The sequence below is a fragment of the Streptomyces sp. NBC_00344 genome (assembly GCF_036088315.1).
Classification (GTDB): Bacteria; Actinomycetota; Actinomycetes; order Streptomycetales; family Streptomycetaceae; genus Streptomyces.
Window position 1 is genome coordinate 3,350,075 of the sequence record NZ_CP107996.1, and the last position, 13,042, is coordinate 3,363,116.

The 13,042-nt window shown below is 70.1% G+C and carries 11 protein-coding genes; 5 read left to right on the top strand and 6 right to left on the bottom strand.

What is annotated here, in order from left to right:
• Positions 1-115 precede the first annotated feature (115 nt).
• Complete coding sequence (locus tag OHS16_RS15040) at positions 116-2,251, top strand: ATP-binding SpoIIE family protein phosphatase (protein WP_328537714.1); 2,136 nt, start codon at positions 116-118, stop codon at positions 2,249-2,251.
• On the opposite strand, the gene OHS16_RS15045 is transcribed toward OHS16_RS15040, so the two are convergent.
• The 3 genes from OHS16_RS15045 to OHS16_RS15055 form a co-directional block, all read right to left on the bottom strand.
• Entirely contained in the window at positions 2,185-3,282 is a 1,098-nt protein-coding gene (locus OHS16_RS15045) for an AI-2E family transporter (protein ID WP_328537715.1), read from the bottom strand. The two genes, OHS16_RS15040 and OHS16_RS15045, sit on opposite strands and share 67 nt — an antisense overlap.
• Before the next feature lie 134 nt (positions 3,283-3,416).
• Positions 3,417-4,373 carry a pirin family protein gene (locus OHS16_RS15050; RefSeq protein WP_328537716.1) on the bottom strand — a complete coding sequence of 319 codons (957 nt, stop codon included), beginning with the start codon at positions 4,371-4,373 and terminating at the stop codon, positions 3,417-3,419.
• A gap of 131 nt (positions 4,374-4,504) precedes the next feature.
• Positions 4,505-4,954: an SseB family protein gene (locus OHS16_RS15055; RefSeq protein WP_328537717.1), complete on the bottom strand. Its 450-nt coding sequence runs from the start codon at positions 4,952-4,954 to the stop codon at positions 4,505-4,507.
• A 152-nt stretch (positions 4,955-5,106) separates the two neighbouring features.
• Between OHS16_RS15055 and OHS16_RS15060 the strand changes: the two genes are divergently transcribed.
• Positions 5,107-6,933 (top strand): acyl-CoA dehydrogenase, encoded by a 1,827-nt coding sequence (locus OHS16_RS15060; protein WP_328540852.1) that lies wholly within the window; start codon positions 5,107-5,109, stop codon positions 6,931-6,933.
• Positions 6,934-7,064: 131 nt separating this feature from the next.
• Here OHS16_RS15060 and OHS16_RS15065 read toward each other — a convergent pair whose 3' ends face one another.
• Positions 7,065-7,472, bottom strand: coding sequence for a DUF6083 domain-containing protein (locus tag OHS16_RS15065; protein ID WP_328537718.1), 408 nt, complete (start codon positions 7,470-7,472; stop codon positions 7,065-7,067).
• A 188-nt stretch (positions 7,473-7,660) separates the two neighbouring features.
• Here OHS16_RS15065 and OHS16_RS15070 point away from each other — a divergent pair, with 188 nt between their 5' ends.
• Positions 7,661-8,956, top strand: coding sequence for a M18 family aminopeptidase (locus OHS16_RS15070; RefSeq protein ID WP_328537719.1), 1,296 nt, complete (start codon positions 7,661-7,663; stop codon positions 8,954-8,956).
• Positions 8,957-9,043: 87 nt separating this feature from the next.
• Entirely contained in the window at positions 9,044-9,262 is a 219-nt protein-coding gene (locus OHS16_RS15075; protein ID WP_328537720.1) for a DUF6458 family protein, read from the top strand.
• Between the two features lie 186 nt (positions 9,263-9,448).
• On the opposite strand, the gene OHS16_RS15080 is transcribed toward OHS16_RS15075, so the two are convergent.
• Positions 9,449-11,239, bottom strand: coding sequence for an NHL domain-containing thioredoxin family protein (locus OHS16_RS15080; RefSeq protein WP_328537721.1), 1,791 nt, complete (start codon positions 11,237-11,239; stop codon positions 9,449-9,451).
• Between the two features lie 131 nt (positions 11,240-11,370).
• On the opposite strand from OHS16_RS15080, the gene OHS16_RS15085 reads away from it, so the two are divergent.
• Positions 11,371-11,874: an LURP-one-related/scramblase family protein gene (locus OHS16_RS15085; protein ID WP_328537722.1), complete on the top strand. Its 504-nt coding sequence runs from the start codon at positions 11,371-11,373 to the stop codon at positions 11,872-11,874.
• Between the two features lie 179 nt (positions 11,875-12,053).
• Here OHS16_RS15085 and OHS16_RS15090 read toward each other — a convergent pair whose 3' ends face one another.
• Positions 12,054-12,872: a carbon-nitrogen family hydrolase gene (locus tag OHS16_RS15090; protein ID WP_328537723.1), complete on the bottom strand. Its 819-nt coding sequence runs from the start codon at positions 12,870-12,872 to the stop codon at positions 12,054-12,056.
• Positions 12,873-13,042: the final 170 nt, after the last annotated feature.

Genomic DNA, 13,042 nt, shown 5'->3' on the forward strand with positions numbered 1-13,042 from the left:
CATTCATCCAGTTCTTCGCGAGACAGGCGGGAAAGGGTGTAGCGGGAACCAGGGTACCGCCGGGCACCTGGCCCCTCGGTGGCGGTTGCCCGCCCAACCTTCCTAAAGTGGGTCAATGCGCACCGAGGACGTGCTGGCAGCCCTCGCCACGGGACTGTGGCGCTGGGACACCGCGACCGGGATGGCCAGCGTCGACGCCGAGGCTGCCCGGCTCCTGGGGCTGCCGCCCGAGGCCGTCACCCTCACGGAGGCCGCCGCGCGCTCCCGGTTTCACCCCTCCGACTGGAACGAGGTCAACGGGATCGTGACCCTGGCGGTCTCCGAGGGCACCCTGGCCGAGGCCAGACTGCGCATCGTGGACGGGACGGGCCAGGTGCTGCGCACCGTACGCAGCCGTTCCAAGCCCACCGCCAACGGGGACGACTACGTGCTGATCGGCACCCTGCAGGAGGTCGCGGAACCCCCGCCGGGGGCCGCGGCCACCACCCCGGTCACCGGCGACTGGCGCCGATCCCGGGAAGCGTTCCTGCTGGACGCGGGGCGCGCGCTGGCCGAGGCCGCATCCACCGAGGAGGTGCTGCGGGTCGCCGCCTCGCTTTCCATGCCGGGGTTCGAACCGGACGGCCTCGCGGTGTTCGGCATCACGGGCGACTGGCTGACACTGATCGGGCACCGCGGTCAGACGCCCGGTATGGACGGGCCGCTGGGAGACTTCCCGATGAGTACGGCCGCGGACTATCCGGCAGCGGAGGTGGCCAGGACCGGCCGGGCCGTCTATCTGCCGACCCCCGGCTCCTACCGGTCGCGCTACCCCGCTGTCCGGCCGGAGGTGAAACTCTTCAACCGGCAGTCCTGGGCCTTCGTACCGCTCGTCGACGCGGGTGTGACGATCGGTGCCTGGATGGCCGCCTTCGCCTATCCGGTGCGCTTCTCGCCGGAGGAGCGCTCGGTGCTGACGACGGTCGCCAGGATGCTGGCGCAGGCCCTCGCCCGCGCCGGGGCCGCCGACAACGAACGCGAGCTGTCGCTGGGGCTGCAGCGTTCGATGATGCCGGCCCTGGGTCCCGGCATCCCGGGGATGAAGGTCGCCGCACGGTACGTACCCACCGGCGGCGGACTGCAGGTCGGCGGCGACTGGTACGACATGATCCCGCTGCCCGGCGGCACCGGCCGGGTCGCCCTGGTCATCGGTGATGTGCAGGGCCACGACGTACGGGCCGCGGGGCTGATGGGCCAGCTGCGGATCGCGCTGCGCGCCTATGCCTCGGAGGGACATCCGCCGGACGCGGTGCTCTCCCGCGCCTCGCGCTTCCTCTACGGCATCACGGACACCCATGACGAGGAGGGCGACGATGCCGGGCTCCGCTTCGCCACCTGCCTCTATGCCGAGGTCGACCCGGCGACCGGCACCCTCGACATCGCCCGGGCCGGTCATCCCGACCCGGCCATCAGAACGGTCGACCGCACGGTCCTGGTGAGGGCCGTGGACGGCGGGCTGCCTCTCGGCGTCGAGCCGGACAGCGACTACCCGACGAACCGGCTGGTGCTGCAGCCCGGCGAGACCCTGCTGATCTGCACCGACGGGCTGATCGAGACCGGTGGCCACGACCTCGAAACAGGCTGGTCACGGATCCGGACGACCTTGGAACAGCACGCCGACGACAGTCTGGAGACACTCGCCGACGCACTGGTGCAGGCCGTCCACGCGCCGCCCGGGCGCCGGCACACCGGGCCGCTCTCCGACCGCCGCGAGGACGACATCGCGGTGCTGCTCATGCACCGCGCGGGCGAGCCGGTGCGCAGGGGCGTGCCGCGGCGCATCACCCTGACCGTGGCTCAGTCCCAGCCGGAGCGGATCTCGGCGTCGCGGCGTCAGCTGAGGGAACTGCTGCACGACTGGACCGACCCCGAACAGGTCGACTCCGCGGTGCTGATGGTCTCCGAGATGATGACCAACGTCCTGGTCCATACGGACGGCGACGCGATGCTGACAGCGGAGGTCACCGGTGAGCCCGGTGGCCGCCGGCTGCGGGGGGAGGTGGCTGATTCCAGCGACGAACTCCCGCACAAGCGGCGGCCGGGTGAGATGGCGTCATCGGGGCGCGGACTGATGCTGACGGAACTGCTCGCGGATCGCTGGGGGGTGGATCCGCGGGGCGCGGGAAAGGCGATCTGGTTCGAGCTCTACGAATCGGGGGCGGGCGTGGCCCCGGTCGGCGCGCCAGGGCCCTCCGGGGTGTCCGTCCCGTAGCGTTTGCGCAGTTCGCCGATCACCCCGAACGCGGCCGCGGCCACCGGTACGGCGAGCAGCATCCCCAGCAGCCCCGCGATACCGGCACCCGCGGTCAGCGAGATCATCACCATCGCCGGATGCATCTGGACCGTACGGCTCTGGATCACCGGCTGGAGCACGTGCCCCTCCAGCACCTGGACGGCCAGCACGATGCCCAGCGCCCAGAGCGCGATGACGAAGCCCCGGTCGGCGAGCGCGACCAGCACGGCCACAGCCCCCGAGATGAACGCCCCGAGATAGGGAATGTAGGCCCCGACGAACACCAGCGCGCCCAGCCCCAGGGCTCCCGGCACCCGCAGGATCAGCAGGCCGACGGTGATGCACAGGGCGTCGATGAGAGCGATGACGGTGGTGCCGCGCATAAAGCCCTCGACCGCCTCGAAGGCGCGTCCGGCCATCGCCTCGACGGCGGGTACCGCGGCTCGCGGGGCGATGGCGTACGCGATACCCCGCGCCCGCTCCGCGTCGCGGAGGAAGAAGAACGTCAGCAGCAGCGCCAGTACACCGGTCGCGATGAGCGTCCCGATCACGCTCAGTCCGGCGAGCACACCACCCGCCGCGCTGGCCCCGAACTTTCCGAGCAGGTTCTTGGCGTTGCCGGCGATATTGGTGATGCCGTCTCCGGTGGCCACTCCGAAATGGTCGGCGACCCACTGTCCCGCTTCCTTGAGCGAGGCGACGATCTCGTCACCGGTGTCGAGCAGCGCGGTGACCACGATGTATCCGGCGCCGCCGACCACCGCGACCATCAGGGCGCAGGTGAGACCCGCCGCGAGCGACGGGTTCAGCCTCATCCGCACCAGCCGGCGGTGCACCGGCCCCAGCAGCGCGGTCCCCAGCAGGGCCAGCAGCACCGGTGTGACGGCGGACTTGAACGTCACGCACAGCCAGACCGCGATGGAGGCCACCCCCGTGACGAGCAGGACCACCACGCACCAGGCGGCCAGCCGTCTGACCGGCTCGGGGAGGAGGGGCTTGTCCGGCTGCACGTCCCCAGCGGACCACGCGGCCAGGAGCGCAGCGCGCTCATCGGGGCCGGGCGGGTGACGTAGCGTCAGCCGGTGCGGGCGGGGAAACCCGGGGGAATCCCACCCGCACCGGCCACGACGACCGGCCCCGGACGCTACATCCCGTGGACCGCCGGGACCGTGCCCAGCCGTCCCCGCTGGAAGTCGTCGAACGCCTGCTTGAGCTCCGCCTCACTGTTCATCACGAACGGTCCGTAGTGCGCCATCGGCTCCCGGATGGGCCGGCCGCCCAGCAGCACGACCTCCAGGTCCGGCGTGTGCGAGTCCTGGTTCTCGTCCGCACGGACGGTCAGCGAGGAGCCGGTGCCGAAGACGGCGGTCTGGCCGAGGTGGACCGGGCGGCGGTCGGCGCCGACCGTACCGCGGCCCGCGAGCACATACGCCAGACCGTTGAAGTCCTCACGCCAGGGCAGGGTGACCTCGGCCCCCGGCCGCACCGTCGCGTGCACCATCGTGATCGGGGTGTGGGTGACGCCGGGGCCCTCGTGGCCGTCCAGCTCACCGGCGATGACCCGCAGCAGTGCGCCACCGTCGGGGGAGGTGAGCAGCTGGACCTGGCCACCACGGATGTCCTGGTAGCGCGGAGGCATCATCTTGTCCTTCGCCGGGAGGTTCACCCACAGCTGGAGGCCGTGGAAGAGCCCGCCGCTCATGACCAGCGACTCCGGCGGCGCCTCGATGTGGAGCAGGCCGGAACCGGCCGTCATCCACTGGGTGTCGCCGTTGGTGATGGTGCCCCCACCGCCGTTGGAGTCCTGGTGGTCGAAGATGCCGTCGATGATGTACGTGACGGTCTCGAAGCCCCGGTGCGGATGCCAGGGTGTCCCTTTCGGCTCCCCGGGCTGGTAGTCCACCTCGCCCATCTGATCCATCATGATGAACGGGTCGAGGTACTGGTAGTTGATGCCGGCGAAGGCACGGCGCACCGGGAAGCCCTCGCCCTCGAAGCCCCCGGGCGCGGTGGACACCGCCAGCACCGGGCGCGGTACAGCACCCTCGGGCGCGGCGACGCGCTTCAGGGTCAGCGGATTCTCGACGGTCACGGCAGGCATGGCGGCCCTCCTAGCAGGGATGCTCGTCCATAAAGTAGTTGAATGGTGAACATCTAGCAAGCCGTACTGATTCCCGCGGGGTGGAGCTCAGGGAGAACGGCCTGGTCAGCCGCCCACAAGAGGGGCGGCTCTCATCCGTACATACGGCGCATGGCGAAGTCGACCATCTGCTCCACGGCCTTCGCGTCGAAGACCATCCGGTGCTCGCCCTCCATGTCGAGGACGAAGCCGTACCCGGTGGGCAGCAGATCGATCACCTCGGCCCCGGTGATCACAAAGTACTTGGACTCCTTGCCCGCGTACTTACGCAGTTCCTTCAGCGAGGTGAACATCGGGATGACGGGCTGCTGGGTGTTGTGCAGCGCCAGGAACCCGGGGTTGTCGCCGCGGGGGCAGTAGACCTTCGACGTGGCGAAGACCTGCTGGAAGTCCTCGGCGGCCATCGACCCGGTGGTGAAGGCCCGCACGCCGTCGGCGAGCGAGGGCGGCGACGGCTCCGGGTACAGCGGCTGACCGCCGTAGCCGGACTGCGGGGCGGCGTACTGCTGCTGGGCGCCCTGGTTCTGGTCGTAGCCGTACATGCGCGCAAGGGTACTGAGTAAAAGGGCAGTGCCGCAGCGCCGGTCTCGTCACACTTGCCCCATAGGGCTTGCATCTTATTACTGACGGGTAGCATCATCGTAGCTACTTGCTGGTATTCGTTACAGGTACGCGTTACGAGAGGGCCGTCGCCATGGGGCACTACAAGTCGAATCTCCGCGACATCGAGTTCAACCTCTTCGAGGTCCTCGGCCGCGACAAGCTGTACGGCACAGGGCCGTTCGCCGAGATGGACGTCGAGACCGCGAAGAGCATCCTCGACGAGGTCGCCCGCCTCGCGGAGAACGAACTGGCGGAGTCCTATGCCGACGCCGACCGCAACCCGCCGGTCTTCGACCCGGAGACCAACACCGCACCCGTGCCGGACACCTTCAAGAAGTCCTACCAGGCCTTCATGGACTCCGAGTACTGGCGCCTCGGCCTGCCCGAGGAGATCGGCGGCACCACCTCGCCGCGCTCCCTGATCTGGGCGTACGCGGAGCTGCTGCTCGGCGCCAACCCCGCCGTCTGGATGTACTCCTCCGGCCCGGCCTTCGCCGGGATCCTCTTCGAGGAGGGCACCGAGGAGCAGAAGAAGATCGCGGAGATAGCGGTCGAGAAGCAGTGGGGTTCGACGATGGTCCTCACCGAGCCGGACGCCGGCTCGGACGTGGGCGCAGGCCGGACCAGGGCCGTACAGCAGGACGACGGCTCCTGGCACATCGAGGGCGTGAAGCGCTTCATCACCTCGGGCGAGCACGACATGTCCGAGAACATCATTCACTACGTCCTGGCGCGCCCCGAGGGAGCCGGCCCCGGCACCAAGGGCCTGTCGCTCTTCATGGTCCCGAAGTTCGAGTTCGACTGGACCACCGGCGAGCTGGGCGACCGCAACGGCGTGTACGCCACGAACGTCGAGCACAAGATGGGCCTGAAGGCCTCCAACACCTGCGAGATGACCTTCGGCGACCAGCACCCCGCCAAGGGCTGGCTGATCGGTGACAAGCACGAGGGCATCCGCCAGATGTTCCGCATCATCGAGTTCGCCCGGATGATGGTCGGCACCAAGGCCATCGCCGCCCTCTCGACCGGTTACCTGAACGCGCTGGAGTACGCCAAGGAGCGCGTCCAGGGCCCCGACCTCGCGCAGTTCATGGACAAGTCCGCGCCGAAGGTCACCATCACGCACCACCCCGATGTGCGCCGCTCGCTGATGACCCAGAAGGCGTACGCGGAGGGCATGCGCACCCTGGTGCTCTACACCGCCTCCGTCCAGGACGCCATTCAGGAGAAGGAAGCGGCGGGCGAGGACGCCAAGGCGCTGCACGGCCTCAACGACCTGCTGCTGCCGATCGTGAAGGGCTACGGCTCGGAGCGGTCCTACGAGCAGCTCGCCCAGTCGCTGCAGACCTTCGGCGGCTCCGGCTACCTCCAGGAGTACCCGGTCGAGCAGTACATCCGGGACGCCAAGATCGACACCCTCTACGAGGGCACCACCGCGATCCAGGGCCAGGACTTCTTCTTCCGGAAGATCGTCCGCGACCAGGGCGCGGCGCTGAACACCCTCTCCGAGGAGATCAAGAAGTTCCTCGCGTCCGACCCGGGCGGCGAGGAGCTGGACGCGGCCCGTGAGCAGCTGGCCAAGGCCGCTGTGGACCTCGAGGCGATCGTCGGCACGATGATCACCGACCTCACCGCGACCGGCGAGGACGTCAAGAACATCTACAAGGTGGGTCTCAACACCACCCGCCTGCTGCTGTCCTCCGGCGATGTCGTGGTGTCCTACCTGCTGCTCAAGAGCGCAGCGGTGGCCGCCGAGAAGCTGCCGAACGCCTCCGCGAAGGACAAGTCCTTCTACCAGGGCAAGATCGCGGCCGCGAAGTTCTTCGCCGCGAACATCCTGCCGGACGTGAGCGTCCAGCGTGCGCTGGCCGAGACGGTCGACAACTCGCTGATGGAGCTGGACGAGGCGGCGTTCTAGCCGACCCGTTCCGGCCAACTCCGCTCGGCCGGCCTGTTCATCACGGCGGCGCGGCCCCAACTCTTCGGGGCCGCGCCGCCGTTGTGCTGTCCGTGACACGGCGCGCACCGGCCGGACATCCGCACGGCCGGTCAGTGGAGCGGCTCATGGTTGCGGCGCCACACACGGGTCAGCGCCGGTGAACCGACGGGGGCCGGTTTCGCCCCGCAGACGTCGAAGTGACTGATCCGGCAGGTGCCGTCGGGCACGGCCGAGCGCAGACCGACCGCGGTGCCGTCCCCTGCGACGCGGTAGCGGCTGCCCGGCGGGACGGCCCCGGTCCTGAGCTCCCCCGGCTCCATCAGCATCCACCGGCCGCGTTCCGTCCGGCACCACAGCGCTTGCGCGCCGCAGTCACGGCACCGTGCGGCCCCCCGCGGCGCATCCTGCTCAGGCCGCGAAGTGCACTGTGCGCGCCGGGATGTCGCCGCTTCGAGCACCTGCCCGACGATCTCCCCGAGCAGCACGGGCTCCCTCGTACCGGATGCGTGATCGACCATGCACGGATCGTCGCACCCGGCACTGACATCCCGCAGGAATACCGGCTGCTCCGGGCTCTCGCGCACCGGCCCGGCCGGAGCGGCGAAGCAGCCCGCGGGGGTCCTCCACCGCAGCGTTCCCGCCACCCCGCGGGGCGCCCCCCATTCCGGAGGGCGGGGCCGCCACTGCGGTCGTTAGGGTGGCAGCCATGAGCTCATCCGCCCGCTTCGACCGCGGCCACACCGACGACCTGATGACCTTCCTCGCGGCCAGCCCCTCGCCGTACCACGCCGTGGCGAACGCCGCCGAGCGCCTGGAGAAGGCAGGCTTCAGGCAGGTCGCGGAGACCGACGCCTGGGACTCCTCCACGGGCGGGAAGTACGTGCTGCGCGGAGGCGCGATCATCGCCTGGTACGTACCTGAGGATGCGCAGCCGCACACCCCGTTCCGTATCGTCGGCGCGCACACCGACTCGCCCAACCTCCGGGTGAAGCCGCTGCCGGACACCGGCCGCGACGGCTGGCGCCAGGTGGCCGTCGAGGTCTACGGCGGGACACTGCTCAACACCTGGCTGGACCGCGACCTCGGCCTCGCCGGACGGCTCACCCTGCGGGACGGCAGCCACCGGCTGGTCAATGTCGACCGGGCGCTGCTGCGGGTCCCGCAGTTGGCCATCCACCTCGACCGCTCCGTGCACACCGACGGGCTCAAGCTCGACAAGCAGCGCCACATGCAGCCGATCTGGGGTCTGGGCGATGTCCAGGAGGGCGACCTGATCCGCTTCACCGCCGGGGAAGCCGGTGTCGGTGCCGACGACGTGACGGGCTGGGACCTGATGGTCCATGCCATCGAGGCGCCCTCCTATCTGGGCCGCGACCAGGAACTCCTCGCGGGTCCCCGGATGGACAACCTGCTCTCGGTGCACGCCGCGGCCGCCGCGCTCGCCGCGGTCACCGGCTCGGGGGACGACCTCCCGTACATCCCGGTGATGGCCGCTTTCGACCACGAGGAGAACGGCTCCCAGTCCGACACCGGAGCCGACGGGCCGCTGCTCGGCACGGTGCTGGAACGCTCGGTCTTCGCCCGCGGCGGCACCTACGAGGACAAGGCCAGAGCCTTCGCCGGCACGATCTGTCTCTCGTCCGACACCGGGCACGCCGTGCACCCCAACTACAGCGAGCGCCACGATCCGACCCACCACCCCCGCGCCAACGGCGGACCCATCCTGAAGGTCAACGTCAACATGCGGTACGCCACCGACGGCAGCGGCCGTGCCGTCTTCGCCGCCGCCTGCGAGAAGGCCGGCGTCCCCATGCAGAACTTCGTCTCCAACAACGCCATGCCCTGCGGCACCACCATCGGCCCGATCACCGCCGCCCGGCACGGAATCCGGACCGTGGACATCGGCGTGGCGATCCTCTCGATGCACAGCGCACGCGAGCTCTGCGGCGCCGACGACCCCTATCTCCTGGCCAACGCCCTGACCGCCTTTCTGGAAGGCTGAACTCCAGCCTCCTGATTGGCTGTTCCGGGCCGGGGTACGCGCCTCTACGGACCGGAACACCCGAATCAACGCCGGAGGCGATTACTGATGGGCCTTGGCGGCTGCATCATCCTTCTCGTGGTGGGGGCCATCCTCACCTTCGCAACCGACTGGCACATGGACAGCGTCAACCTCGACCTGGTCGGCGTGATCATGATGCTGGTCGGCATCATCGGCATCGCCGTCTACACGAGCGTGCTGCGCCGTCGTCGGCCGACCATGCCGACATCCACCACCGTCGTCGAGGACGACCACCACCTGGGCTGACCCGAGCACGGTGAACGCCGTCCGGCCCCGCTCGGAGGCCGGGACCGCGGTGCTCGTGAAAGGGCCTCGAAACCAAGGGGGACCGCACGGAGCATCCACGGCAGGAGCCTCACGGCCGGCCGTTCACGCCCGAGCGCGACCGACCTGCTCGGCCGGCCGCTCCCTGCGCCCCCGTGCGCGGGACGGTCAGCCGTCCATCCCGGCGAGCACCAGCGGCAGCCGGGCCGCCCCGTCCGCGGTCACCCGGACCGGGACGCCCCAGTCCTGCTGGTGCACATGGCAGGCGGGGTACTCATTGGCCGGGTCGTCGTCGCACGACGCGGCCATCGCCGACACATGGAGCACTCCCTCGGTGACCGCCGGGTCGATGTCCACCTCCCGGAAGAGATCCGTACCGGCTCCGTCCCCGCCCAGCAGCAGCTCGGGCGGGGTCGAGGAGACCAGCAGCCGGGTGGAAGGCCCGTACCGGGTGTCCAGCTTCTGGCCTGCCGGCGCCTGGAAGACCACATCGATCCGCAGCTTCCCCGGGGCGACGTCGGTGGCGGCCCGCTGCGTGCGGTGCGCCACGCTCTCCACCCGCACGGCCTCGTCGGGCAGCCGCAGGCGGGTCAGCCGGTGCCGCGCCGACTCCACGACCACGATGTCCTCCCCGACCAGCACCGCATCGCTCGGCTCACGCAAGTCCGTCGCCAGGGTGGTCACTTCACCGGTGGCCGGGTCGTAGCGGCGCAGCGCGTGGTTGTAGGTGTCGGCCACCGCGACCGAACCGTCGGGCAGCGCGGTGACTCCCAACGGGTGCTGGAAAAGCGCCTGTCCCGCGTCGCCGTCGCGGTGGCCGAAGTCGAAGAGCCCGGTGCCGACCGCGGTGTGCACGGCAGCCTGCGGATCGATCCAGCGCAGCGCGGACGTCTCCGAGTCGGCGATCCACAGCCGGTCCCCGGCGGCCGAGAGCCCTGACGGCTGGGCGAACCAGGCCTCCGCGGCGGGCCCGTCCACCAGGCCCTCGTTGGTGGTCCCTGCGGCGACCTCGACGGTGCCGGTCTCCGGGTCGTACGTCCACAGCTGGTGGACACCTGCCATGGCGATCCACAGCCGGCCCGCGAACCACGCCAGGTCCCACGGTGACGACAGATCGACCTCGAGGGCGGGCCCGCTGGTCGGGGAGCCCTGCCACCACTGTGTGCCGGTCCCCGCGACGAGCGCGATCTCACCGCTGAGCGGGTCGTACGTCCGGATGGCGTGATGCACCGTGTCGGCGACCGCGACCTTCCCGTCCGGTAGCAGCGCCATCCCCTGTGGCTCGCTGAACACGCCCTCCCCACCGATCCGGCGCACGACGGTCTCGCCGTCCGGCGCCAGCTCGACCAGCTGATGCCGTGTGGTGTCCGAGACGAGCAGGTTTCCGCCGGCCAGCGTGATCACCTTGCCGGGAAACCGCAGATCGGTGGCCACCGGCTCGGGCGCGACATACGGTGCGTCGCCGCGCCGCAGCGTGCCCTTGGCCGCGTGCTCGGTCTCCAGCTCTCCGACCAGCTTCTCGATGGCGTGCGCGTGCCCCTCACCGGCGTGCTGCGCGACCACGTAGCCCTCGGGATCGATCACGACGAGTGTGGGCCAGGCCCGGACCGCGTACTGCTTCCAGGTGGACAGGTCCGGATCGTCGAGCACGGGGTGGTGCACCCGGTACCGCTCGACGGCGTCGACGACGGCCTCGTGCTCGGCCTCGTGCACGAACTTGGGGGAGTGCACGCCGATGATCACGACGGTGTCGCTGTGCTTCTGCTCCAGCTCGCGCAGCTCGTCGAGCACGTGCAGGCAGTTGATGCAGCAGAAGGTCCAGAAATCGACAACAACGCACTTACCTCGCAGGTCGGCGAGGGTCAGCTCCTTGCCTCCGGTGTTCAGCCAGCCTCCACTGCCGGTCAGCTCGGGAGCACGGACACGGGCACGGCGGGGGACGGGGGTCTCGGCGTTCATCCCTCAAGGATGCCACCCCCGGCCGCTGTGACCTGCGGCACGGGCACCGCTCAGGGTGAGCCGCCCGGGGCGCCCCGGGGCGGGACGCCGGAGCCTGCTGGGGCACAGCGCCCGGCGGTAACGTCACCCCCATGAAATTCCTCGTGCGCGACCGCATCTTCGACATCGGCGACGACTACTGGATCGAGGACGAGAACGGCGACAAGGCGTATCTCGTCGACGGCAAGGTCCTCCGGATCCGCGACACCATGGAGCTCAAGGATCTCCGGGGCCGGGTGCTGATCACGATCAAGGAAAAGCTGATCTCCGTCCGGGACACGATGACCCTGGAGCGTGACGGGGACCCGCTGGCGACCATCAGGAAGAAGCGGCTCACGCTGCTGCACCATCACTACCGGGTGAAGATGGCCGACGGCACCGAGCTGGACGTCAGCGGGAACATCCTGGACCGCGAGTTCGCGATCGAGTACGAGAACGAGCTGCTGGCCGACATCTCGAAGAAGTGGTTCAGCGTGCGCGACGCGTATGCGGTGAACGTGGTGCGGGACGACTCGGATCCGGCTCTGCTCATCGCGGTCGCGGTGTCCGTGATCCATATGCTCGAGAAGGACAAAGAGGGCGAGCACGACGAGTAGCACGGGCGCGGCGGCCTGAGCCGGCCCCCAGCCGCCTTCCCGGCCCCGCAGCGCCGTCACCGCGGCCTGCGGGCGTCTGCGGAAGAGCCCGTCCGGGGAAGGGCGGGGCGCACCGCGGAAACCCGTTCACCGTCAGGCAGCGGCAGAGCCGTCAGGGAGCCCGGCACGGAGGGCAGACGTCAGCTCCGGGGCGGGGCCAGGCCGAGACGGCGGTCCTTGAGCGCGGGGAACTGGTCGCGCGTCCTGGCCACCAGGGACGGATCCAGATCCACCGTCAGGACCTCCTCGTCGGGACCCGCTTCGGCCAGCACCTCGCCCCAGGGGTCGACCACGATGCTGTGCCCGGCCTGCTGGACACCGGCTTGCGCACCGGCGGACCCGCAGGCCAGGACATAGGCCTGGTTCTCCACCGCACGGGCCTGCGCGAGCAGCGTCCAGTGCGAGCGACGGCGTTCCGGCCAGCCCGCCGGGACGACCAGGACCTGGGCGCCCGCGTCGGTCAGTGCCCGGAAGAGTTCGGGGAAGCGCAGGTCGTAACAGGTCGCGAGGCCGAGCGTGGTATCCGGCAGGCCGACCGTCACCAGCTCGTCCCCCGCGGCCATCAGCACCGCCTCGCCCTTGTCGAAGCCGAAGCGGTGGATCTTGCGGTAGACGGCAGCGGCTCCGCCGTCGGGGGAGAAGACAAGTGACGTGTTGTAGAGCGGGGTCCCGTCCGGGGCGGAACCGCCGCCCGGCGCGGCCCTTTCCACGATCGAGCCGGCGTGCAGCCATACCCCCGCGTCGCGCGCCGCTTCGGACATCGCCCGGTACGTCGGCCCCTCCAGCGGCTCCGCCTCGTCCGCGAAGGACTCGTACGCGAACGCGCCGACCGGCCACAGTTCGGGGAGCACGACCAGGTCCGCGCCGGCCTGTTCCCGCACCATCGCGGCGACCCGCAACCTGCGCGAATCAGGCGTTTCCGACGGGTTTACGGCGATCTGGATGAGAGAGGCGCGCACACTACCACCGTCCTGGCATTCGAGCCGTCAACGCGGGCCTACGATCGTCACACGAAAGCACTGCCGAGGTGCCACCGGGCAGCGTACTGTGCCTTTCCGGGGGACTCCCCCAGACCCCCGGCAGCGCCTCAGACACTAGTCCGCGTACCGCAGAAAACCGCTCCGAGGGG

What these genes read in the sequence shown, in the direction of transcription:
- OHS16_RS15040 (WP_328537714.1), top strand. Translation starts at nt 116, where the DNA reads ATGCGCACCGAGGACGTGCTGGCAGCCCTCGCCACGGGACTGTGGCGC.
- OHS16_RS15050 (WP_328537716.1), bottom strand. Translation starts at nt 4,373, where the DNA reads ATGCCTGCCGTGACCGTCGAGAATCCGCTGACCCTGAAGCGCGTCGCC.
- OHS16_RS15055 (WP_328537717.1), bottom strand. Translation starts at nt 4,954, where the DNA reads ATGTACGGCTACGACCAGAACCAGGGCGCCCAGCAGCAGTACGCCGCC.
- OHS16_RS15060 (WP_328540852.1), top strand. Translation starts at nt 5,107, where the DNA reads ATGGGGCACTACAAGTCGAATCTCCGCGACATCGAGTTCAACCTCTTC.
- OHS16_RS15065 (WP_328537718.1), bottom strand. Translation starts at nt 7,472, where the DNA reads ATGGTCGATCACGCATCCGGTACGAGGGAGCCCGTGCTGCTCGGGGAG.
- OHS16_RS15070 (WP_328537719.1), top strand. Translation starts at nt 7,661, where the DNA reads ATGAGCTCATCCGCCCGCTTCGACCGCGGCCACACCGACGACCTGATG.
- OHS16_RS15075 (WP_328537720.1), top strand. Translation starts at nt 9,044, where the DNA reads ATGGGCCTTGGCGGCTGCATCATCCTTCTCGTGGTGGGGGCCATCCTC.
- OHS16_RS15080 (WP_328537721.1), bottom strand. Translation starts at nt 11,239, where the DNA reads ATGAACGCCGAGACCCCCGTCCCCCGCCGTGCCCGTGTCCGTGCTCCC.
- OHS16_RS15085 (WP_328537722.1), top strand. Translation starts at nt 11,371, where the DNA reads ATGAAATTCCTCGTGCGCGACCGCATCTTCGACATCGGCGACGACTAC.